Origin of the sequence: Acinetobacter sp. ANC 3903, assembly GCF_002135315.1 — a bacterium.
Classification (GTDB): domain Bacteria; phylum Pseudomonadota; class Gammaproteobacteria; order Pseudomonadales; family Moraxellaceae; genus Acinetobacter.
In genome coordinates this window covers 50812-74084 of the sequence record NZ_NEGA01000017.1, presented here as the reverse complement: position 1 = coordinate 74084, position 23273 = coordinate 50812, and the positions used below count along the sequence as shown (strand labels likewise).

Below are 23273 nucleotides of genomic sequence, written 5' to 3'. Positions count from 1 at the left end.
CAGGTGAAGCATGACTGATTTTAAACCTCAAGATTTACCTGCTGAAGTTACTCCAGACGTGGTTCAGCAAAAATTTCAGCTACTGAATTTAAAAGAAATTGGCTTGCAGGATTCTGACTTTAATGAAGTGATGAATGCACATAAGGAACTGGCTGAAATGAGCCATAACGCAGTGGCTGAATATGGGAAAAATATTGCGACAAAAACTTCGACTTATACCGATGAGCTGCTGAACCTTGTACAAAATAAAGAACTGGATAGCACTGGTCAAAAATTGAATCAGGTGGTGCAGGTTGCGCAGCAGTTGAATAGCAGCAGTATTTTAAACAAGAAAAAGAGCAGCGGTTTCTTCGGGGGCTTGATCAGTAAAATGAAAGGGGCCAAGCAAAGTTTCAATCAGCATTTTAATAGCACTAAAGAACAGATTGATGTATTGGTCAAAGAAATCGAAACTTCCCAATCTGGGTTAAAAACCCGTGTCGACACTTTGGATAAAATGTTTCAGGGCGTGCAGGATGAATATAAGCAATTGGGGATCTATATTGCTGCCGGGAAATTGAAAGAGCAGGAAATCCAGCAGCAAATTGCGGCTTTAAGCAGCCAAACCCAAGATCAGCCCACGGTGCAAAAGGTCTATGACCTGAATCATCTGGCCAATAATCTGGAAAAACGGGTCAGCGATTTGCAGGTTTTACAGCAGTCTGCCATGCAAACCTTACCGATGATCCGGATTATCCAGTCCAATAACCTGATGCTGGTGGATAAGTTCTATGCCATTAAAAACATTACCTTGCCGGCATGGAAAAACCAGATCAGTCTGGCCATTTCCCTGAATGAGCAGAAGAACAGTGTACAGCTGGCCAATAGCATTGATGATGCGACCAATGACCTGTTACGCCGTAATGCCGACCTGTTACATCAAAACTCGGTGGCTACGGCCAAAGCCAACCAGCGCTCAGTGATTGATATTGAAACGCTTGAACATGTACAAAACACCCTCATTAAAACAGTAAATGATGTGATTCAGGTGCAAAAAGAGGGTATGCAGAAACGTGCTGAAGCCACGACACGCTTACGTGCCTTGCAGGAAAATCTGAATCATCTGGTGATTGAATCCAGTCGCAGTGAGGTCAATCCATCTTAACCCTATACTTAAGTTCATTGTCTGCACTTCAGGAGAAACCGTTTGCCCCGCTTAGATGAATATGCTGTAAATCCGCAACAGATTGAATCGGGTGTGGTGGTGCTGAAAAAGCGCCAACGCAATCTGATGTTATTGGCGATGACCAGCAGCACCATTTTTCTGGCATCTGTGGTGGCGCTATTTTTACAGCATGATTTTGTCTATAGTTTTTTTGGTATAAGCACAGAATTAAAACAACTGCATATGCCCATGAGTGTAGATGCCAATCTGGCCGAGCTGGGTCAGCATACGGATTATTTTAGCAATCTGTTGTTGTGGTTTGGCTGGCTGATTCTGAAGCTGTTCATGTCTTTTGTCGGGGCATTTTTTGTCATTCATTTTTTGAAAAAAATCCGTTTCTTTTATATCCGCTTTCAATCTTTTATTTTGAAGTTTGTCGGCTGGATCATTGCTTTTGTTGTGCTGTGGTCAGGCCTGACTTATCTGCAATATGATTTAAATGATGATCGCGATGTTTATGCCGAAGCTATTCAATATGATAAAAATATTCAGCAGAGTGAATTGGCCCAATATTTACAGCAATCTGATGTAGATGCGCCGGTGAAAGCCTATTTGCTGGCACAAACGGCACTGCTACATAAACCGGTCGATAAAGATGCTGCCATTCCTCAGGTTTTAGCTTTAGTGAAGGCAGAAAAAACAGATCCTCATTTTATTGAATATGGTTTTAAACCTGAACAACTGTGGACCATGCAGCATCAGCTTTATGGTCAGAGTTTAACGCCAATGGCGAAAAGTGTTTCTAAGCAAGTTAGTCAAGCTGAAAAAATGAGCGGTCTGGTGAATGTCTTTATTATTGCAGTGCTTATTTTATCTGCGATTTTGAGTCTCATTTTATTTCTTTTATCGCAGCATTTAAAAGGGCGAATATTAAGAGTAGAACAGCGCCTTATAAGTTAAATGATGCAAGTTAAAAGCCCTATAAAAGGGCTTTTAAAGTTTTTATTGACTGTTATTTGATTACATTTTTTTGATTTTTTAATGAGATAAGACTTTGCAAATGAATATAAATAGATTTTTGATTCAATAATGCGATCGTAATTATAAAAACAAACTGTTTTAACTATCTATATTTTTGTACTAATATGGCCTTATTAAATAAGCATTTACTCCTTTGGAGACCTTAGCCATGTTAGACCAAAATACTTCAGCCCAACTTAAAACCTTACTGGAACGCCTGGAAGGCCCGATTGAACTGGTCGCGACTCTAGATGGTTCGGACAAGTCTGACAAAATCAAGGAACTGGTGACTGAAATTGCCGCACTGTCAGATCAGGTGACTGCACGCTTCGACGGCAACAATAGCCGTACACCAAGCTTTGGTGTGGCCAAAGCCGGCGAACAACCTCGCGTCAACTTTGCCGGACTTCCGATGGGACATGAATTTACTTCCCTGATCCTGGCATTGTTACAGGTGTCCGGTTATGCCCCAAAAGTCTCGGATGAAGTATTGGCGCAAATCAAAGCTCTGAACCTGACTGCTGACTTTGAAGTGTTTGTATCTTTAAGCTGCCATAACTGTCCGGATGTGGTGCAGGCCCTGAACCTGATTGCAATCAATAATCCGGGCACAACAGCCACCATGATTGACGGAGCGTTCTTTCAGGACGAAGTGGAACAGCGCAAGATCATGGCGGTGCCGATGCTATTCCAAAACGGCAACCATATCGGTCAGGGTCGTATGACTTTAGAAGAAATCATTGCCAAACTGGACACCAACTCGGCCGCCAAAGAGGCAGAGAAACTGAATGCCAAAGACGCCTTTGATGTACTGGTGATTGGCGGTGGCCCGGCCGGGAACACCGCAGCGATCTATGCAGCGCGTAAAGGCATCAATACCGGGATTGTGGCGGAACGCTTTGGCGGTCAGGTGATGGATACCATGGACATTGAAAACTTCACCTCGGTGAAGAAAACCCAGGGTCCAAAATTTGCCGCTGAAATGGAAGCGCATGTGCGTGAGTACGGCGTCGACATCATGAACCTGCAAAAGGTCTCTAACATCAAGGGTGCCGATGAAACTTCCAACGGTCTGGTGGAAGTGACTTTAGAAAATGGTGCCAAACTGGAATCCAAAACCATCATCCTGTCTACCGGTGCACGCTGGAGAGAGATGAACGTTCCGGGTGAACAAGAATATAAAACCCGTGGGGTAGCCTACTGCCCGCACTGTGACGGCCCCCTGTTCAAGGGCAAGCGTGTTGCAGTCATCGGTGGCGGTAACTCGGGTGTAGAGGCGGCGATTGACCTGGCGGGTATTGTGGAGCATGTGACCTTGGTGGAATTTGACACCAAGCTGCGTGCCGATCAGGTACTTCAGGACAAGCTCAACAGCTTGCCAAACACCACCGTGATCAAGAATGCGCTGTCTACTGAAGTGGTGGGTGACGGTTCACAGGTGACAGCACTGAAATACAAGGACCGTGCTACAGATGTGGAACACACGGTTGAACTGGCCGGGATCTTTGTACAGATCGGCTTGTTGCCAAACACCGACTTCCTGAAAGCCTCAAAAGTAGAACTGAGCAACCGTGGCGAGATCGTGATTAACGAACGCAACGAAACCAGTATGAAGGGTGTATTTGCAGCGGGTGACTGTACCACCGTACCGTACAAACAGATCATCATCGCTACCGGTGAAGGTGCCAAGGCATCCCTATCTGCTTTCGATTACATTATTCGTTCGGGACGGTAATTAAAAAAGCCAAAGTGGCTATGTACATTGACATAGACACTTTGGCTTTAGTTCCCCAAGTTTTTGTTTTACCCTGTTTATGGGAACGCAGCATGCTAACTCTGGGTTCCTTTTTTTATTATGACCATTTCCATGGTTATTCTGTTCTTCTGCACTTTTTGTTTTACCTTTTTATTTTTCTTTCCCCAAGCTTTTTAAATTTTATTAAGCAAGTTATATGCCATTTCCAAATATTTTTAAGATTTAAATAAATTCAAGCTCTTAAACTTCTGCATCAATTGTTCTTGCGTTTCCACATGTTCAGGATGCGGAATAATGCACTCAATTGGACACACGGCTATGCAGGTTTGGTGCTCATAAAAGCCGACACATTCTGTACAGCGCTTCACATCAATTTCATACACCTTATCACCCTCATAAATGGCCTCATTCGGACATTCAGGCAAACACATATCGCAGTTGATACATTTATCCGTGATTAATAGCGCCATCTTGTCTGGATACTCAAACAGCTTGATAAGCCAAAGATGATGCTGAAATATCGCCAGATGAATTCGGCAAGTTGCGAATCAGCAGGGCATAGTTCAAATCAACATCTGCAGGGACAGGAATATCCACGACATAGCCTGAACCTTTGGCATCTTCAATCAGGTTACCGTTTTTATCTTTCATTTCTGTTAAAGTAAAAGTGATATTGCCTGAAGTGGTCATCAGCTCAAGCGAGTCACCCACCACAAAACGGTTTTTTACCTCAATCTTGATATAGTCACCGTTACGCTCTAATACTTCACCGACAAATTGCTGATGGTCAAAACGCGATGAACCGGTTTCATAATTTTGATATTCAGTATGTACATGACGACGCAGGAAACCTTCTGTATAACCACGATTCGCCAAGCCTTCCAGCTGAGTCATTAGTGATGGATCAAAGGGTTTGCCCTCTAAAGCGTCATCAATGGCTTTACGGTAAATCTGGGCAGTACGCGCGCAGTAGAAATACGATTTAGTACGACCTTCAATTTTTAAGGAATGAATGCCCATTTTGGTTAAACGGTCAACATGCTGTACCGCACGCAAGTCTTTAGAGTTCATGAAGTAAGTGCCATGTTCATCTTCTTCGGCTGCAAACATGTCTTCTTCATTGCGTTGTAGTAAAACCGGCTCGCCAAATTGGTGTTGTTCTAGGGCGTGTTGCTCATCGGCATCTTGGTTTTTGCAGCATGCTGATGATTCTTCAATTTGGGTGACTGGAATAACATCGCCAGTTTCATCTTCAGCTGCTTGGTGAATTTTATAATCCCAGCGACAGGCATTGGTGCATGCGCCCTGATTGGCATCACGTTTATTCATATAACCAGAAAGCAGGCAACGACCGGAATAAGCCATACATAATGCACCGTGCACGAAAACTTCAATTTCCATATCAGGCACATGATTCTTAATTTCTTCAATTTCTTCGATAGAAAGTTCACGTGACAAAATGACACGAGTCAGACCCATGTTTTTCCAGAATTTGACAGTTGCCCAGTTCACGGCATTGGCTTGTACCGACAAATGTACTGCCACATGCGGGAAGTTTTCACGCACCATCATAATTAGGCCTGGGTCAGACATAATCAGCGCATCCGGGTTCATGGCAACCACAGGTTCCAGGTCACGAATGAAATTTTTTAATTTAGAGTTATGCGGTTGAATATTCACCACCACATAGAATTTTTTGCCTAAAGCATGAGCCTCTTCAATGCCAATTTTTAAATTGTCATGATCAAAAGCATTGTTACGCACACGTAAGCTATAACGTGGCTGACCTGCATATACGGCATCTGCACCATAGGCAAATGCATAGCGCATGTTTTTTAGTGAGCCGGCAGGAGAGAGAAGTTCGGTTACGTGCGAAATGGTCATGTCAATAAAGGCATAAAAAATTTATGGCTTTATTGTAAGGATCTAAAAAAATGATTCAACCTAGTATTTTAGTTGGGTTTTTAGTTATTTTTCAGCTTCAAGTTGCTTTAAAATCTGGCAACTATCAATGGATTGCGTAGTGCTGCAAGAGGCGCGAAGCTGAATCAGCTGTTGTTGAAATTTTTGAAATTCCATAATTTTATCAGTTACTTGTTCAATGTGTTGCTCAATCAGTTGATTTACAGCATGACAGCTTTGCGATGGTTGCTGTTCTAGTTCTAGCAATGTTTCAATCTCATTTAATGAAATATCCAGTGCACGACAGCGCTTGATAAACACTAATCGTTTGAATGTATTTTCATCATAATAGCGATAATTGTTGTGGCCACGAAAGCTGGGTTTGAGCAGATTTTTCTTCTCGTAGAAGCGAATAGTGTCACTACTGAGTCCGGTTTTTTGCGCTAAATCTTTAATTAAATAATATTTATGTGTATTCATGCTTGACCTTGGAGTTGCTCCATAGTTTTAAATAAGAATAATACAAAATGGTAATCATTTGAAGGAAGTGATCTTATGGCGTGTAACCATTGTTGTGATGAGCCTGCACCACCCAAACCGGACAGCAAATTCAGAACTGCCTTATGGATTGCATTATTCATTAATTTGGCCATGTTCTTGATTGAATTGGTTGGTGGGGCTTATGCACATTCTTCTGCACTTTGGGCAGATTCCCTCGATTTCTTTGGGGATGCCGTAAACTACGGGGTATCACTGGCAGTATTGGGTGCAAGCCTGTATTGGCGAGCCACAGTCGCGTTGGTGAAAGGTCTAACTATGGCACTCTTCGGTGTTGTAGTGATTGGAAAAACAGTCTTTGCCTATATGCAGGGCATTCCCCCAGAAGCGATCACTATGGGTGCAATTGGGGTTCTAGCTTTAGTAGCCAATGTTAGTTCAGCTTTAATTTTATACAGCTTCCGCGATGGTGATGCCAATATGAATTCAGTTTGGCTATGTAGCCGAAATGATGCGATTGGCAATGTCGCGGTGGTTTTGGCTGCGGTGGGTGTCTTTGGTACAGGAAGCATGTGGCCGGATATTGGGGTAGCTGTAATTATGGCGAGTTTAGGTTTAAGCGGTGGGTATCAGGTGATGAAGAAAGCGCTACAGGAGCGTGAAACCTTTAAAAATATTGAACAGGTTTAATCGTATCAATAAAAAAAGAGGGCTGAAAAACCCTCTTTTTTAAGTCATTCCAGCACTGTGGGCGGCAAATAAATCGTAAACTCATTCACCGGTTCAATCAGCACGCTATAGGGTTGCAATTGATCTTCAAAAGACACTAAGTTCATGCGTGCCAAAAGTTCAAAACGTGCATGATGTAGTTTTGCTGGCCTAGGTTGCAAACGGTCATGCCAAACCCGATAGGTACCTAATTTACCGTCCCGACGATGATAAAAGCCGGCTAAAGGATGGGTTAAATATACCAAATGCGTTTCTAAATCTGGAAAGCCTGGGTATGTCCAATTATCTTCTGCGGATTGCATCAAATGCAATTCAGCGCTGGCCCATTCAGATTGGGTCTGCATTTTATATTGGCTGTAAAAGCCTTCGCTGTCCTGCTGGCAATTAAAATCAAAAACCGCAGGATGCCAAGGTAATTGCCACAAATGGCGCGGCACAATCAACGTCCATGAATCTAAAGTCGTGCCAATAAACCAGACACAGCGTTCCTGTGTTTCCTGATCAATAACATAAACGCGGTAATTGGTTTGTCCCATTTGAAATTTTGGAAATGGATAAACTGCAGAAGTAAAATCAACGTCAATAAAAGGAACCACGGACATCAATGCCTTTTCTTGTCCTTGATATTGAATGGTATCAAGCTTAAAACGTGGTGGAATAAAGTCTTTAAAACGGATCGGATCAATGGCATAGGTGATGAGTGCGAAATGCTGCAGTTTACATTGCACATCAATGCCTTTAGGCGCTGGACGCGGATGTAGAAAATCTTGAAATTTTAAATATTGAAAGTTCATTACTTTAATAATCAATCATTTTTTTATTATTTTGATCTTATCCAAATGTTTGAAATGAGTAAATAAAAAACCGAGGCATTAACCTCGGTCTTTAAAATGCGATATCTACTATAGCATCTTATTTTTCAACGAATGCACGTTCAATCACGTAGTCGCCAAGAACGCCCATTTTTGGAGATTCTTTTAAACCGTGTTGGTCAAGAAGTGCAGCAACGTCGTCCAGGAATGCTGGGCTACCGCAAAGCATTGCACGGTCAGTTTCCGGGTTGAAACGTGGCAAACCAATTTTCTCGAATAATTGACCAGATTCAATTGCAGTGGTTACACGGCCTTGAGTATGGAATTCTTCACGAGTTACAGTTGGGTAATAGACTAATTTCTCTTTAGCACCTAGTTCACCGAAGAATTCATGGTTTGGAATTTCGTTTTCAATCAGGTCTTGGTAAGCCAATTCTGAAATGAAACGTGTGCCATGAACAACGATGATTTTTTCAAAACGTTCATATGTTTCAGGATCGCGAATCACCGAAAGGAAAGGCGCAAGACCGGTACCTGAAGAAAGAAGGTACAAGTTTTTACCCGGGTTTAAATCGTCAAGAACCAAAGTGCCTGTCGGTTTACGTGAAACTAAAATGTCGTCGCCAACTTTTACTTTTTGGAGAATAGAAGTTAAAGGCCCATCTGGCACTTTAATAGAGAAAAACTCGAGTTCTTCTTCATAGTTAGCACTTGCAATTGAATAAGCGCGCATTAAAGGCTTACCATTCACTTCAAGACCGATCATCACAAATTGTCCGTTTTTAAAACGCAATGCAGTGTCACGAGTGGTTTTAAACGAGAATAAAGTGTCATTCCAGTGGTGGACGTGAGTAATCTTTTCGACGTTGAAAGCAGCCATTAAAGGTCTCAATAAGTTATCAAATTAGAACAGCTTACTATTCTAATCTAAAAACATTCTCGATAAACTGAATATATTTAATTGAACTTATCAGAAAAAGTGATTATGACTGAGCTTAAAATGCCAATAATCGGGTATATGAAATCGCCCTATAAGGAAAAATTTGGCATTCCACGACAACCCAATTTGGTACAGGTTGAATCCTATATTGAAATGGTGGAACCTTATAATGATTTGCTGGCATTTGAGGGGATTGAGGAATTTAGTCATCTCTGGCTGTTGTGGCAGTTCCATGACAATAAAAATCAGCAAGAAAGTCAAAAGTTTAGACCGCAAGTGCGACCGCCACGCTTGGGTGGCAATAAAAAAATCGGGGTATTTGCCACACGCAGCATGTACCGTCCATCACCCCTTGGTTTATCTGTGGTTCAGTTGAAAGCAGTGAAGAAAGTGGGCAAGTCTGTACGTGTCTATGTGACGGGCAGTGATCTTCTGGATGGCACGCCGATTGTCGATATTAAACCCTATATTCAATATTCAGATGCTGTAATCACGGCGCAAAGTGGCTATGCACAGGATGAGCCTGAACGAATGACGGTTATTTGGACAGAAAGTGCTGAGCAGAAAAAGCAGACTTTACTCAAGCACAATACACTGACAGCGCAAATTGTAAATGAACTGGAACAGGTGCTGGCTTTAGATCCGCGTCCGGCTTATCAGGAAGATGCAGAGCGGTTATATGGCATGCTGTTTTCGGCAATCAATGTCAAATTTAAAGTGACTGCAAAAGGGGTAGAAATTCAGGAGTTGGAAGAGTTGTTGTAATGCGTACCATTTGGCTCAAGCCTAAGCTGGTACCGTCCACCACAGTACCGCAATTAAAACCAGCATATGCAGAATTTGTACCGGAGCAAAATAAAGTGCAAATTTTAATCCTCCGCTTATGGCTGCATTAATGCATTTAGAAACGGCATGGGCAGTCAGACCTAACATCATTGCGTAGAGTAAACTGGTGTTTGTAGGTTCACCTTGAACAACCACAGCGGCTGCAGCGGCATGAATTTCAAACAGTGAAGCCAAGAGTGTACCTGCAATTAAACCTGCATCACCGAGTAGGAGTTCAAGTCCATAAACGCCCGCCTGAATCAAGGTTAAAGTAACTGCAATGATGACCGCTTCTTTTAAGCTAAACATTGGACTATCTTCAGGCTCTGTTTCTTCGACAGGTTCCGCTTTGTGTAAAAGCCAGTAAGCACAAAGCGCTAAAATTGCGATGGCAATGAGCGAGGGAAGTATCAGCAGTTTTAGCCAGGTTAAAGACACACCGCCGACCACAATGAAGAGCAGCACTAAAGTTGAAATGCATGACATCAGTGCTGCACCGGCATTGGAACGGGCATCGACTTCACCATTACGCACCTGCACGCCTAAATGTGCAATGGTTGCGGTACTGGAAACAAATCCGGAAGCGATTGAAGAAAGCATGAGTGCTTTCTTGCTTGAAAGTAAACGTTTGGCAATATGTGCCAATGCTTGAACAACCAGTATAATGGTCAGCAGTTTTAAAATAATATGCGGGTTGAGAACTGAGCCCCATAACGGGGTATTGGGAGTAAGCGGCAAGCCAATTAAAATCAGGGCCAGTAAAAATAAGCCATCTCTAAATTCTGCTTCAGTAATCCATTTTCCTGCAAAGCCATGAATCGAATGTTTCATCATTAAAATAACGGTCAGCACAACGGATAAACTTGCCGCCAGTGTGATATTCCAGATACATAATGCCCCAATAAAATAGGTCATGACAAAAGCCAGTTCTGTAGTGACCCCTGGATCTTGCAACTGGTTCTTCAGTGAAAAAATCCCGATACCGCCTACAATCAGCGCACCCATCACGCCAAAAATATGGCCAAAAGCAAAACACAGTGCACCCAATAAGGCGCAAATGGTAAATGAACGAACTCCGGCAAAACTGTGCTGATTTTCACGTTGCTTGCTACGCTCACGTTCCAGGCCAATCAGCAAGCCACAGCCTAATGCCGCTGCCATAATCATCAGCAATTCTTGAAAGGATGTCGTTTGAAGCGACAGATTCATTATATTATTCACAGGGTTCATTTACTCGATTGGGCATCTGCAAGTATGGTGGTTATTTCAGCAACACATGAAGCATTATTGGCCATAAATGGATGAAAGTAAAAGCCTCTTGACGGGAAAACACGCTATAGTTTTGCTATAAACAATCTACAAAATAGCTTGGGCAGAGAAATGGTCGGGGGATACTGTTTTTCTAAAAGCGATTTAAGTCAGATGAAAGTTAGTTTGTTATAGTGTGGGTTGATTTTGGGGCTTAGAACAATGAATTTTAATTTTGAAATGGATACTTCGTGGTGTCTGGAACAATTACAAAAAGATGGACGCATTACCGAGCGCAACAAACTGCTGATCCAAACCACACACCGCCAGCGTGAGCAATTGAAATGGCATCCCTTGCAGTGGATTGCGCATTTTAATCTGGTTGATCAAGCCCATCCTCAATCGACACTGACTTTAAACCGTTTATGTCAGTGGATTGCAGACAAAGCCAATATCCCTTTTTATATTATTGACCCGTTAAAAGCAGATGTGCAGGCACTGACCAGTATCATGTCGCAAGAATTTGCCGTGCGTAATAAAATCCTGGCGGTTGAAATTCAGGCGGATCAAGTGCTAATCGCGACCGATCAACCGTTTAAAACGGAATGGGTGGCCAATCTTCAACATACGATTGCCCCGAAAAAAATTCAGTGTGTACTATTAAGCCCAGATCAGTTGCAGCGCTATCTGGTGGAATATTATCAGGTCAGCCGTGCGGTTAACTCATCGCAAAAATCCAGTGCCTATGACCGTGATAACAAAGGTGTAGAAGCATTGTTGCAACTGGGCGATACGCAAAATCCGGATGCCAATGATCAGCACATTGTCAAGCTGGTGGACTGGGTATTGCAGTTCGCTTTTGAGCAGGGTGCGAGTGATATTCATCTGGAACCACGTAAAGACACCGGTAAAGTGCGTTTCCGTATTGATGGCGTGTTACATACCATTTATAAAATGCCTGCCAATACCCTGACTGCAGTGATCTCGCGGATTAAGATTTTGGGTCGCATGAATGTGGCGGAAAAACGTAAACCTCAGGATGGCCGCTTAAAAACCCGTACGCCTAAAGGACAGGAAACAGAGTTACGTCTATCCACCTTGCCTACGGCTTTTGGCGAAAAAATGGTGATGCGTATTTTTGATCCGGAAGTGTTGGTACGCAGTTTTCATCAGCTCGGTTTTGAAGGCGGGTTACTGAGTGAGTGGCAGGCTTTAACTGCACATAGTCACGGCATTATTTTAGTCACCGGGCCAACTGGTTCAGGTAAAACCACGACGCTATATTCTTCGCTGAAACAGCTGGCCACTGAACAAGTCAATGTCTGTACCATTGAAGATCCGATCGAGATGCTGGAACCGAGCTTTAACCAGATGCAGGTGAATCAGGGGATTGATTTAGGTTTTGCTGATGGGGTACGTGCGCTGATGCGTCAGGACCCGGATATTATTATGGTCGGGGAGATTCGTGATCATGATACCGCCAATATGGCGATTCAAGCTGCATTGACCGGTCACTTGGTGTTATCGACCTTGCATACCAATGATGCACCTTCAAGTTTGACCCGTTTACATGATTTAGGTGTGCAGCCATTTTTAACCGCGGCGACCATTTTGGGCGTGCTTGCACAGCGTCTGGTCCGTAAACTTTGCCCGCATTGTAAAGCTGAAACCTTTATCAATGAGCAAGAGTGGAAGCATTTGACCTACGACTTTACGATCGAGATGCCAAACTTTGTGTTTCAAGCGGTCGGTTGTGAAGCGTGTCGACATACAGGCTATAAAGGGCGTGTCGGAATCTATGAATTTATGCCTTTAAGTTTAGAGACCAAACAACTGATTAGTGCCAATGCCAATTTAAATGAATTGCGTCAACAAGCCAAGAAAGAGGACGTTGAACCGCTGCGTATTGCGGGGGCACGTAAAGTTTTGGATGGACTGACCACTTTGGAAGAAGTGTTGCGGGTTGTTCCTTTGAATTAAGCGATTTTTAAAAAAGCAGCAATCTTAAGATTCACCTCATCTGGATTTGTTTTAATCACTTCATCGAAATGATGAACAAAAAGATGAGGGCTTCAACATGAACATGATCTCTAAAGCAGCTTTAATTACTGGTTTAATTGGTGCAACGACATTTGCCATCGCAAATACTGCCGTGAATCAAGCTGCCATTGCGCCACAAAAAACCACCACGGTTAAACAGGCCTTAACTTTAAAAGATGATAGCAAAGTACAGCTTAAAGGTTATGTGGTGAAAGCAGTCGGTGATGAAAAATACCAGTTCCGTGATAATACCAGCACCATGACGGTCGAGATTGACGATGAGTTATGGCAAGGTAAACCCGTAAATGCCAAAACACCTGTGACCATCACCGGTGAAGTCGATATCGATTACAAACCGGCTAAACGCGTTGAAATTGATGTGGATACCATCCGTTTCTAAGTGATTCTTTTAGGTTCTTCCCTAAAACCACATGAGATATTCATGTGGTTTTTTTTTCATTCTGGCATCTTTTTAAAGCATGTTATCTTAAAAGTAGAATATGCCAAATAGCTGAGAACTACACATGCGAATCTTACTGGCAGAAGATGATGCCTCCCAAGCAGAAAGTATCAAAACATGGTTGGAAATGGATAGCTATAATATTGACTGGGTGGAACGTGGCGATCATGCCATTTTAGCCCTAGAGCAACACCAGTATGATTGTGTCCTGCTCGATCGTGGGCTACCCAAAGCCAGTGGCGATGACATTCTTAAAGCTTTACGTGCGCATCAGCAACAAACCCCTGTAATTTTTATTACCGCGCGGGACACTATTCATGACCGTGTCGAAGGGCTGGATTTGGGTGCCAATGATTATCTGGTCAAGCCGTTTAGTCTGGAAGAACTTTCTGCGCGTGTACGTTCGCAATTACGCCAGCATCAAAGCAGTGCCGGACAATATCTGCGCTATGCAAATTTAGTCCTCGATCCTCAGGCCAAAATGCTTATTCAGGATGGAAAGACCATTAACCTAACCGCCAAAGAATTTCAGATTTTACATAAATTGATGCAAAAGCCGGAGCATGTAATTACCCGTGAACAGCTGGAAGAATCACTTTATGCTTGGGGCGATGAAATAGAAAGTAATGCCATAGAAGTGTTTATCTATCAATTACGCAAGAAAATAGGCAGCCAATATATCAAGACCCTTCGTGGTTTGGGCTATCGCATGAGTCAGGGTTAGTATGTCAAAAGCCATTTCTCTACAAACCAGGTTAATCAAAACCTCATTATTCAGTTCCATGTTGGCTGGGGTTTTGGCCTTGCTGCTTTTTGTGGGGATTTCGCTGTACCAGACCATGCAGCTGCAAGACCAGATCATGGATGAAATTGCAGATATGCTGTTGATTTCAGATGTAAGTACGAGTTCAGGACAACAGGTCGATGAACTGAGTGATGAATTTGACATTCAATACCAGTTAAAAGATCAGCAACAGGTGCTGAGCGAATCAGAAAATTTCCATTTGGACCATCTGTCTTCAACCTTCAAAAATAATGCCGATGAAGGTTATGATCTGATTTGGCACGATCAGCAGTTGTGGCGTATCTATACCTCGCAAAATCCTGAACTGAATACGTCGGTACTGCTATTGCAGCCGATGGGAGAGCGCTTTAAAGCTTTGGCTCAAAATGTCATGGGCTATGGCCTGATTTTAATTGTGCTCTGGTTCATTCAATGGCTGATTTTAAACTTTGCGGTAAAACGCCAATTTAAAGTCATTCATCAATTATCCAGAGAAATTTCAGCTAAAAGTGCCGATGATCTCGCACCGATTCATCAGCAGGTACCTGAATTAAAAGAATTGCAGCCGATGGTATGGCAGCTGAACCAGTTATTACAGCGGCTTGAACAATCTCTGGTGGCAGAACAGCGCTTTACTGCGGATGCCTCGCATGAATTACGTTCACCATTATCTGCCATTCAAATGCGTTTACAGGTATTGAAACGGAAATATCCAGATTTAGCGCAGGACTTGGTCAGCATCCAAAATGATGTCAGTCGTGGCACACAGGTGTTAGAAAACTTGCTGTTACTGGCACGACTGGACCCGGCCCATACGAATCAATTGCCCAGCTCTGAAATGAATATGAGCAGGGTGATCAACGAGGTCTTGCAAGCCTTGCAACCTTTTGCAGCCGAGAAAAATATTCAAATCCAGACACAATTCGCCGGAAATCTGGTGATTACTGGAAATGACAAACTCATTTTCAGTTGCCTGCGCAATCTGCTGGACAATGCCATCCGTTATGCCGGGCAAAATGGCCATGTATGGATTGATATGCAGCACAAGCAATCATACATCAGCATGGTGATTGAAGATGATGGACAAGCTGTGACAGAAGAGGTCTTGCAACGACTGGGTGAGCGCTTTTATCGGGCATTGGGTACCAAAACCCAAGGTTCAGGATTGGGGCTGTCTATTTGTAAAAAAATTATTGAATTACATGCCGGTGAAATTCAATTTTCCCGATCGGCACATGGTGGATTAAAAGTTGAGCTGCAATTTCCATTGCATATCCAGCGTTAAAAAGCAGCATGTTTGCGCTCATACTGCTTGTTTCCACGTTTCCCATCACGACAAGGAAGTCGTGTATGGGAAACAAAAGGTTTTTGTCTACTTTTGACCTTTCAAAAGTAGAGAGATTGCCTACGAAAAGGTAAAAAAACTAAATCAATCAAATGAGGCCATGCTGATTTAAAAAAATCTAATATTGAACATTTTTTGATTTATGAAAGAGATCTATTGTTGAGTGAATTATTATTATTTGGTCAGAATAAGTCGATTGTTACGGGTTAAACGTAGACGGTATTCTTCTCCGGCATGCATAATTCGAATTTCTCGACCCAGAGAAAACAGGTTGTTGGAGTGCAACATCGGTAGTGAGTGAGCTGCATCGTTATTACGAGTAAATAAGCTAAATGGTGCGTTCATTCCGTCGATTCCGTGGTATGTATTGAATTTATTAAATGATAATCATTATCAAATGTATCTGTCAATCGTTTATTTAAGATTTTATAAAAAACTTAAATTTGCTTACACTCTGTAATATTTTCAGGCTAAGGAGTAGGGAATGTCGAAACCCATAATTCATGTTGCCATTGCAATTTTACTGCATCAAAACAACGTGCTGGTAGGCTGGCGTGAAGCAAAACAGCATCAGGGCAATAAATATGAGTTTCCCGGTGGTAAAGTGAAAGAGGGTGAAACACCCTTGGCTGCGTGTCGCCGTGAAATTTATGAAGAAGTGGGAATTGGTCTGCATGACTGGCATGCTTTTGATGTGATTGAGCATGAATATGATGATGTGATCGTCAACTTACATTTATTTCATGCCATCGTCCCGACCGCTTTATTGAATGAAATTCAGCAGCCCTGGACTTGGTATAGCCGTGAAGAATTGCTGGATTTAAACTTCCCTAAAGCCAATCTGTCCATTATTCAGCGTCTATATTGGCCGCATCAAATTAAAATTTCAGCGCAGTTGGATGATCTGGCACAATTAAAACAGGATCAGTTGTTATATTGGCGTGTCGAGGGAATTCAGCAGCAGCTCACGGAACTGGCTGGGCGCAGTGTGGAGCATTTGCCTCGGCTCATTGTCAATGTCGATATTTTTGAACAATTAAGCTCGATTCAACAGCAGGCTATTTCAGCCATTCATTTAAAACAGTCACAACTAATGGCTTTAAAACCGGGTGATTTGACCCTTGGAAAGCGTTACATTGCGGCATGTCATGATCTAGCTTCCATGCAACAGGCACAGCAGATCGGTTGTGATGCCATCTTGCTGAGTCCGGTATTGCCGACCGTAACCCATCCAGACGCTGTAGCATTGGGTTGGGAACAGTTTAAGGCCTGGGTTTCACAAGTGGATATACCGGTTTTTGCCTTGGGTGGCATGCAAGCTGGAGATCTTGCTACTGCAAAAGAACAGGGTGGCTATGGCATTGCAGGGATGCGATTTTTATAAAAACAGAATCAGAGAATGTATTGAACCACAACTTTATCATCTCAATACATTCTGGTTTTTATAAGCTGTTCAGGGCTTTTTGCGCTTGTTGAATGGTTTTTGGATCTTTTTGCTGTTGTGCGGCTTTTAAAATAACCTGCCAAAGCTGTTTCTTCATGGCATTGGTTTGTGCATAACTCAGTCCGCGTTGTGCCAGTGCTTCAGCATTTGCCGGCTGATTCTTTTTATTGGCAATCAGGGCCAGATACAAGAAGGTTTCAGCGGATTGCGGCGCAAGGCGTTGAGCTTGCAATGCCGCAGCTTCAGCTTCATTCCATTGCCCTTGCTTATAGGCGAGTTGAGTTTTTTGCATGAGCTTTTGAAATGCAGGTAGCTGGCGGCCATCATCAAACTGCTGTTTGCGCTGTTGAGCAGGAACGATCACCTGCATCTTTTTACGTTGAATTTCTTCACGTTCATAAGGCGTGATGACCACACCTGAAGCAGCTTTAGTGTCCCGCTTTTCTGTAGGGACAGGTTTTGCTGGCTGCTTGTTTTCATCGGGCGTAGGCAGGCTTTGACAGCCCACCAAAGCGATCAAGCCCAGAGCGATCAGACACTGTTTATGCTGCTTAAATTGCCCATTCATGCTCAACTGTCACCCTTAATTGTTATAACTACCGCTTGAAATGACCGGATTCGTAGAACCATCGTTCTGTGTTTCAGTATCACTTTCACGAATATAGTTTCCAATACTATCGTTTTGGTCGGCAGGTGCCTGGTTGTTTTCAGTATCAGGATTGGAAGCAGGTTCTACCTGATAACTCGGTAAACCGCAGGTAGTGGCCTGACGTGGCATATTACTGCGAAGTAACGGAATGTACATCGCACCTTCACAGCCTTGTGCTGATAGATGACCCGTCGAACGGTCAATCCATTGCCATTGCACACTGTCAGTTTGACGCAAGTTAACCGATTTTTGCCGCAACTGTTTCATGACATTAATCCACACTGGCAATGCACCTGAAGAACCGGTCAAGCCAGTCACCTTGTTATTATCCAGACCTAGCCAGACCACGCTGACATAATTGCCTGAATAGCCTGCAAACCAAGAGTCGCGGGTATCATTGGTGGTACCTGATTTGCCTGCCAATTTTAAATCGGCAGGGAAAGCGCTATAAGCTGCACGCCCAGTACCCGAGCTCATGACCTGTTGCAGACCATAATTCAGAATATAAGCTGCCGATGGATCAATGGTTTTTTGTACCGTTAAACCATAACGGTCGAGCAGGCGACCGTTAGCGTCCACCACAGAACGAATGGACTTGATTGGATATTTGAAACCGCCAGTTGCAAAGTTTCCGTAAATGCTCATCACTTCCATCGGCGACATATCAATTGCCCCTAGAAAGATGGATGGATAGCTTGGAATATCAGACGTCACCCCAAATTTTTTCAGGTGATTGCTAAAGGTCGAAATACCGAATTCCTGTCCCAAACGCACGGCTGCAAGGTTATAAGAGTTTGCCAGTGCTTCGGACATAGGAACAATGCCGTGTTCACCACCACTGTAATTTTTAGGAGTCCAGTTTTTGCCTTCGCTATAAACATTCATGGCACTGTCTTCAACTGGTGTTGCCCAGTTATAACGTCCAGATTCAATCGCGCTTAAATAAATCACTGGTTTAAGCAAGGAACCGACCTGACGTTTTGCATCCAGCGCACGGTTAAAGCCGGTAAAGTCCTGGGTAGAACCCACAGCTGCAACCAGTTCGCCATTTTCAGGATGCGAGATTAAAACAGCACCTTGCAAATCTCTGAGGTTTTTCGGATTGGCATTGGTCAAACGGGAAACAGAGGCTTTAAAGGCTTCCTGTACTTTGGTTTGGGCAATCGGATCCAGCGAGGTAAAGATTTTTAGACCTTGATTGGTCAGATCGCTTTCCTGATATTCAGTACGCAACTGTCGACGTACAATATCCATGAAATCCGGGAAACGGGCAGGCCCTAGGGTTGGTTTGGCAATAACATTCAGTGGGCGTGCAACTTCTTGCTCAAACTGTGCTTGAGTCAGGTATCCCATCACCAGCATATTGTGCAACACAATATCACGGCGTTTTTTTGCACCTTCGGGATTTTTCCAGGGATTAAACAGCGAAGGCCCTTGCACCAGACCGACTAAATACGCCTGTTGAGCAATATTGAGTTCACGTAGCGGCAAGCCAAAATAAAACTGTGAAGCCAGACCATAGCCGTTAATGGAATAATTGCCGTTTTGTCCCAGATTCACTTCATTTAAATAAGCTTCCAGAATTTCATCTTTATCGTAATGAAGCTCAATCAGCATCGCCATCAGGGCTTCATTGACCTTACGTTTTAAGGTTTTTTCCGGGCTTAAATAGAAATTTTTAACCAGCTGCTGGGTCAGGGTTGAACCGCCCTGACGTTTACCACCGGTGACGTTGCTGACTAAAGCACGTGCTGTACCACGTATCGATATCCCATGATGATGATAAAAGTTACGGTCTTCGGTAGAGATCAGTGCTTCAATAAGCGGTTTAGGCACACTCTTGAGCTTAATCAGCACGCGATCTTCATTGTGTTGTGGATAAATTCCGCCAATCAGTAAAGGTTCTAAACGCGCAATGCCGGTAGATGAAGGCTTGGTGGCACTGACTTCACCAATCTGATTACCGCTAAACGTAACTTTTAACACCTGCTCCGGTTCAACGCTGTCACCAAAGTCGAAGCCACGGGTATGCACATAGAGAGCATCGCCGGAGCTTACATAACTGCCGGAGTGGGCATAGCTGTCAGAACTTTTATAACCCAGAAGTTTAAGCTCTTGAGAGAAGTCTGCCTGGTTAACCGGTGCATTGGTATAAACTTCTAAAGGACGAGCAAAAACTTTTGCCGGAATATCCCAGCGCTGTCCTTCAAATTTATTGCGTACAATATTATCCATTCGGATTAAATAGATACTAAAAACTAAGAAGACACCAATGACTAATATTGAAAAAATAAGGGCCAGTAAACCGATACCGCGTTCAGACTTCATCAATTATTATAAGATCCAAATAAATTGTGCTAATCATGCGAAGCTTTTCATTTTTTTGCAATAATTAATCTGTGAATGAAGATAAAATTTAACAATAAAGTGCACAAAATATTTGGAATGAGTCTTTGATTTTATAAAAGATATTATTTTTAGCTCTAAAACGGTATTTGCGAATTATCTGTCAATTTTTAAGCAAGTTAACAGGCTTAAGTCATGCCAGGTCTGCGGATGAAAATGATCTTACAGATCGGGTGACTTTTATCATAAAAAATCATCCTGATTTTAGTGGTTGATTGCATGCAAAGTGAACCGATCTGGATGACAGGCTAAAAACCTGGCTGAGTCTTTGAATTTGTTAGATTGTTAGTGTAATCAGCAGTTAAAGTTTTTTAAAATGAACAGGGTTAATGCTATGATAGGCAGGAATCGTAGCGGAGCGATGATCCAGGTGCAAATTTCACATAAAACTTTTCGGAACATTGGATTAATAGGGCGTCCAGATAAATCCTCCGTCGTGGAAACTTTAAGTCTTATTCATGACCATCTTTTAAGTTTAGGTTTACATCCTGTTTTTGATTCAGAAACAGCAGCCTTAGTCCCTTATAATAATACTCAAACCGTGAGCCGCAGTTTACTGGGTGAAGTGGTTGATCTGGTCATTGTAGTGGGTGGTGATGGTTCTTTACTGCATGCTGCACGTGCCCTGGTGCGACACAATACACCTGTGATTGGGGTAAACCGTGGTCGTTTGGGCTTTTTAACCGATATTAAGCCGACCGAGGTTATTTTTAAGCTGGATCAGGTGCTCAAAGGCGAGTTTCAGCTCGATCGCCGTTTCTTGCTGGAAATGGAAATCCGCTCCAAAGGTGAAAGTATTTATGATGCGATTGCCTTAAATGATGTGGTTTTACATTCAGGCAAGTCGGTACATATGATTGACTTTGAACTGAATATTGATGGTCAATATGTCTATCGTCAGCATAGTGATGGTTTGATTGTTTCGACACCTACCGGTTCTACCGCTTATGCGCTTTCTGGTGGCGGGCCAATTGTCCATCCGAGTATGGATGCTATCTCTTTGGTGCCCATGCATCCACATACCTTGTCGTCCCGTCCGATTGTGGTCGGTGGGCATAGTGAAATTAAGATTATCATTCGTGAAAACCGTGTATTACCGATGGTCAGTGCCGATGGTCAGCACAGTGTTTCACTCAGTGTTGGGGATAGTTTGCATATCCGCAAACATCCATTTAAATTGAATCTCCTTCATCCACCCGGCTATGATTTCTATATTGCTTGCCGTACCAAGCTGGGCTGGAACCAAGATTTTGACTCTTTTCAACAGCAGGATTAAATGATGAATATTGAACAAATGCTGGCCGTACTCGATCCTGAAATTGTTGCGCGTTTAAAGACAGCAGTGGAAATTGGTAAATGGCCGAATGGCGTAGCACTTACGCAAGAGCAACGTCAAATCTGTATGCAAGCGGTTTATGCCTGGGAAATAAAAAATTTGCCTGAAACTGAACGTAGTGGCTATATTGACCGCGGCACCAAAGAAGAAGATGAACACTGCGATTCGCATGATCCAAAGCAAGACGAAGAATTCAAGCCGATTCGTTTTGTTTAAGTATTTCTTTATAAAAAAGACACTGCGGTGTCTTTTTTATTGGTGGCTGACTTGAATTAAAGTTGATTATGGCTACACGGAAAAGCCATTCGCAACTGTTCGAGGCAGGACTATATTCATATAGTCCTGTTTTTGCGAGAGAGATGATACTCGGTGGTATTTGCCGAGTTTTGCGAATGGAAAAAGTTTTCTTGCGCAACAGTGTTACTCATTTTTAAAAAGTAACACAACGAGCTCCCAATATTTGATTATGAGCGATAAGACTCCGCAGAGCCTGACCCTTTAACCTATTAAACAATTTTTCGATTTTGCCAAAGCGCTTTGGCTTTTAACATGGCCTCATCATAAGAAGCACACGCTCCCATAGTGTATAAAGCAATTCCCATGGTTTCCGTTACTGCAACTTCACCATATTCATGATGTTGCTTGCCTTCCCAAACCGCTTTAAAAACCGCCAAGTCCAGCTCTTCTTCAACAGGACTGCGGTTATCTGTCAATTTCGGTAATTCATGTTCGTACAGCTCGCCATTTTTAATTCCGCAGATTAATGTTTTGGCATCCGGATTGCGTTCAAATTCACCACCTTCACCCTTAATCACTGCACTATTTTGATAGCCCAGCTTAAATGCAGCTTGTTGGTGTGAAGCACGATAGGCAGGATGGAAAATAGCCTGCATGGTGGCTTTGGCATTAAATGGATTAATTAAACGGGCAAGGGTGTGGATTGGGGAACGTAAACCCATCACATTCCGTAGAGAGATCAAATCACTCAAAATAGGTGAGATCGCTTCTAGGGGAATATAGGCAAAATTGCGTTGTTGCAACTGCTGTTCCACATCGCTGTCATTTTGGCAGATCGGATAGCCGAAGTATTCCAATACCTGTTCGGTATAAAGGCGGTTAATGGTATGTCCCGATGCACCATGCATAACGACTTTATAGCCGTGTTGTGCCAGGGTCAGCGCTGCCAATAAAAACCATGGGTAATGCTTACGCTTGCCGGCATAAGATGACCAGTCCAGATCCACATCTAAAGCTTTGAAATTCAATTGATCACGGGTGGCCTGTACAAAACCGGCCAGTTCATCGACAGATTCCTCTTTAACACGCAGTAGCATTAAGAAAGCACCTAGCTGAACATCCAGCACTTCATCCTTTAAGATCATGTTGAATGCTTGATAGGCTTCGTCAAAACTCAGAGAACGAGCACCGTTTTTTCCTTTGCCTATAATACGGACATATTGTGCGAAAGGATGTTCAGCATCTTTGTAGATATTTCTTTTGGTTTGCATAAGGAGTATTTCTTGGCAATCGAAAATGGGATGGATAATAGTTTATAAAGATAAGGTAAATATTTCAGCCTAATTTAAATAAAAGTAACTTTAGTCGTTTCGACTAATGTCTAATAAGTAGCGATGCTATTTTAAACAAACTTAACAATATAGACTGCATCAACAAATAAAAATTAGGTAAAATTTAACATTAGGTAAAATTATGTAGATTTGCTTATCAGTATGTGTAATCGAATAGGTGGATTTTTTATAAATTCAATTCATTCGTGATGATAAGTTTATGATTTTTTTGTTTTATATCCCAGTATTTGAGCTTACTCAATACTTTTTGTATGTTCTTTTGTGATGAATACAAAAGGATTAAAGGCTGTGTATTCGTAAGAATAGGCAAAAACTGAATATTTCTAGTGCTGGAAATATCTAAAGA

At 42.7% G+C, this 23273-nt stretch carries 22 protein-coding genes; 12 read left to right on the top strand and 10 right to left on the bottom strand.

All coding sequences use genetic code 11. The features are described from left to right. Nucleotides 1-10 precede the first annotated feature (10 nt). The 3 genes from B9T29_RS13260 (at nucleotide 11) to ahpF (ending at nucleotide 3899) form a co-directional block, all read left to right on the top strand. Complete coding sequence (locus tag B9T29_RS13260; RefSeq protein ID WP_086176372.1) at nucleotides 11-1144, top strand: toxic anion resistance protein; 1134 nt, start codon at nucleotides 11-13, stop codon at nucleotides 1142-1144. Between the two features lie 42 nt (nucleotides 1145-1186). After that, the gene (locus B9T29_RS13255) at nucleotides 1187-2104 is read left to right on the top strand and encodes a hypothetical protein (RefSeq protein WP_086176371.1); all 918 of its coding nucleotides are present in this window, start codon (nucleotides 1187-1189) and stop codon (nucleotides 2102-2104) included. 229 nt (nucleotides 2105-2333) lie between these two features. Continuing rightward, entirely contained in the window at nucleotides 2334-3899 is a 1566-nt protein-coding gene (gene ahpF, locus B9T29_RS13250) for an alkyl hydroperoxide reductase subunit F (RefSeq protein WP_086176370.1), read from the top strand. A gap of 236 nt (nucleotides 3900-4135) precedes the next feature. Here ahpF and B9T29_RS13245 read toward each other — a convergent pair whose 3' ends face one another. From B9T29_RS13245 to B9T29_RS13235, 3 genes are all read right to left on the bottom strand, one after another. Beyond that, complete coding sequence (locus tag B9T29_RS13245) at nucleotides 4136-4390, bottom strand: YfhL family 4Fe-4S dicluster ferredoxin (RefSeq protein WP_086176369.1); 255 nt, start codon at nucleotides 4388-4390, stop codon at nucleotides 4136-4138. A gap of 13 nt (nucleotides 4391-4403) precedes the next feature. Beyond that, nucleotides 4404-5804 (bottom strand): tRNA 5-hydroxyuridine modification protein YegQ, encoded by a 1401-nt coding sequence (gene yegQ, locus B9T29_RS13240; protein ID WP_086176368.1) that lies wholly within the window; start codon nucleotides 5802-5804, stop codon nucleotides 4404-4406. Nucleotides 5805-5888: 84 nt separating this feature from the next. Continuing rightward, entirely contained in the window at nucleotides 5889-6302 is a 414-nt protein-coding gene (locus tag B9T29_RS13235) for a Cd(II)/Pb(II)-responsive transcriptional regulator (RefSeq protein ID WP_086176367.1), read from the bottom strand. 75 nt (nucleotides 6303-6377) lie between these two features. On the opposite strand from B9T29_RS13235, the gene B9T29_RS13230 reads away from it, so the two are divergent. After that, complete coding sequence (locus B9T29_RS13230; RefSeq protein WP_086176366.1) at nucleotides 6378-7010, top strand: cation transporter; 633 nt, start codon at nucleotides 6378-6380, stop codon at nucleotides 7008-7010. A 44-nt stretch (nucleotides 7011-7054) separates the two neighbouring features. Here B9T29_RS13230 and B9T29_RS13225 read toward each other — a convergent pair whose 3' ends face one another. Next, nucleotides 7055-7843, bottom strand: a complete 789-nt coding sequence (locus B9T29_RS13225) for a DUF2071 domain-containing protein (protein ID WP_086176365.1) — start codon at nucleotides 7841-7843, stop codon at nucleotides 7055-7057. A 118-nt stretch (nucleotides 7844-7961) separates the two neighbouring features. Next, a complete protein-coding gene (locus B9T29_RS13220) occupies nucleotides 7962-8741 on the bottom strand; it encodes a ferredoxin--NADP reductase (protein ID WP_086176364.1) in 780 nt (259 codons plus the stop codon). Nucleotides 8742-8846: 105 nt separating this feature from the next. Here B9T29_RS13220 and tsaA point away from each other — a divergent pair, with 105 nt between their 5' ends. Next, nucleotides 8847-9566, top strand: a complete 720-nt coding sequence (gene tsaA, locus B9T29_RS13215; protein ID WP_086176363.1) for a tRNA (N6-threonylcarbamoyladenosine(37)-N6)-methyltransferase TrmO — start codon at nucleotides 8847-8849, stop codon at nucleotides 9564-9566. A gap of 21 nt (nucleotides 9567-9587) precedes the next feature. Here tsaA and B9T29_RS13210 read toward each other — a convergent pair whose 3' ends face one another. Next, entirely contained in the window at nucleotides 9588-10835 is a 1248-nt protein-coding gene (locus B9T29_RS13210; protein WP_086176362.1) for an MgtC/SapB family protein, read from the bottom strand. Between the two features lie 261 nt (nucleotides 10836-11096). Here B9T29_RS13210 and B9T29_RS13205 point away from each other — a divergent pair, with 261 nt between their 5' ends. The 4 genes from B9T29_RS13205 to B9T29_RS13190 all read left to right on the top strand — a co-directional run bounded on the left by B9T29_RS13205 (nucleotide 11097) and on the right by B9T29_RS13190 (nucleotide 15443). Continuing rightward, entirely contained in the window at nucleotides 11097-12854 is a 1758-nt protein-coding gene (locus tag B9T29_RS13205; protein WP_086176361.1) for a GspE/PulE family protein, read from the top strand. Nucleotides 12855-12951: 97 nt separating this feature from the next. Continuing rightward, complete coding sequence (locus B9T29_RS13200) at nucleotides 12952-13314, top strand: NirD/YgiW/YdeI family stress tolerance protein (RefSeq protein WP_086176360.1); 363 nt, start codon at nucleotides 12952-12954, stop codon at nucleotides 13312-13314. Between the two features lie 124 nt (nucleotides 13315-13438). Beyond that, on the top strand, nucleotides 13439-14098 hold the full coding sequence (locus tag B9T29_RS13195; protein WP_086176359.1) for a response regulator transcription factor: 660 nt from the start codon (nucleotides 13439-13441) through the stop codon (nucleotides 14096-14098). Nucleotide 14099: 1 nt separating this feature from the next. Further along, nucleotides 14100-15443, top strand: a complete 1344-nt coding sequence (locus B9T29_RS13190) for a sensor histidine kinase (protein ID WP_086176358.1) — start codon at nucleotides 14100-14102, stop codon at nucleotides 15441-15443. A gap of 234 nt (nucleotides 15444-15677) precedes the next feature. Here the strand turns inward: B9T29_RS13190 and hemP are convergent, their stop codons facing one another. Further along, nucleotides 15678-15848 carry a hemin uptake protein HemP gene (gene hemP, locus B9T29_RS13185; protein WP_086176357.1) on the bottom strand — a complete coding sequence of 57 codons (171 nt, stop codon included), beginning with the start codon at nucleotides 15846-15848 and terminating at the stop codon, nucleotides 15678-15680. Between the two features lie 139 nt (nucleotides 15849-15987). Here hemP and B9T29_RS13180 point away from each other — a divergent pair, with 139 nt between their 5' ends. Continuing rightward, nucleotides 15988-16887 (top strand): NUDIX domain-containing protein, encoded by a 900-nt coding sequence (locus B9T29_RS13180; protein ID WP_086176356.1) that lies wholly within the window; start codon nucleotides 15988-15990, stop codon nucleotides 16885-16887. Nucleotides 16888-16945: 58 nt separating this feature from the next. Here the strand turns inward: B9T29_RS13180 and B9T29_RS13175 are convergent, their stop codons facing one another. After that, entirely contained in the window at nucleotides 16946-17515 is a 570-nt protein-coding gene (locus B9T29_RS13175; protein ID WP_086176355.1) for a hypothetical protein, read from the bottom strand. 15 nt (nucleotides 17516-17530) lie between these two features. Then, on the bottom strand, nucleotides 17531-19924 hold the full coding sequence (gene mrcB, locus B9T29_RS13170) for a penicillin-binding protein 1B (protein ID WP_086176354.1): 2394 nt from the start codon (nucleotides 19922-19924) through the stop codon (nucleotides 17531-17533). A gap of 412 nt (nucleotides 19925-20336) precedes the next feature. On the opposite strand from mrcB, the gene B9T29_RS13165 reads away from it, so the two are divergent. Beyond that, nucleotides 20337-21278 (top strand): NAD(+) kinase, encoded by a 942-nt coding sequence (locus B9T29_RS13165; RefSeq protein WP_086176353.1) that lies wholly within the window; start codon nucleotides 20337-20339, stop codon nucleotides 21276-21278. A gap of 3 nt (nucleotides 21279-21281) precedes the next feature. Beyond that, nucleotides 21282-21554 carry a YeaC family protein gene (locus tag B9T29_RS13160; protein ID WP_086176378.1) on the top strand — a complete coding sequence of 91 codons (273 nt, stop codon included), beginning with the start codon at nucleotides 21282-21284 and terminating at the stop codon, nucleotides 21552-21554. 290 nt (nucleotides 21555-21844) lie between these two features. Here the strand turns inward: B9T29_RS13160 and B9T29_RS13155 are convergent, their stop codons facing one another. After that, nucleotides 21845-22846, bottom strand: a complete 1002-nt coding sequence (locus tag B9T29_RS13155; protein ID WP_086176352.1) for a glycosyl transferase family protein — start codon at nucleotides 22844-22846, stop codon at nucleotides 21845-21847. Nucleotides 22847-23273: the final 427 nt, after the last annotated feature.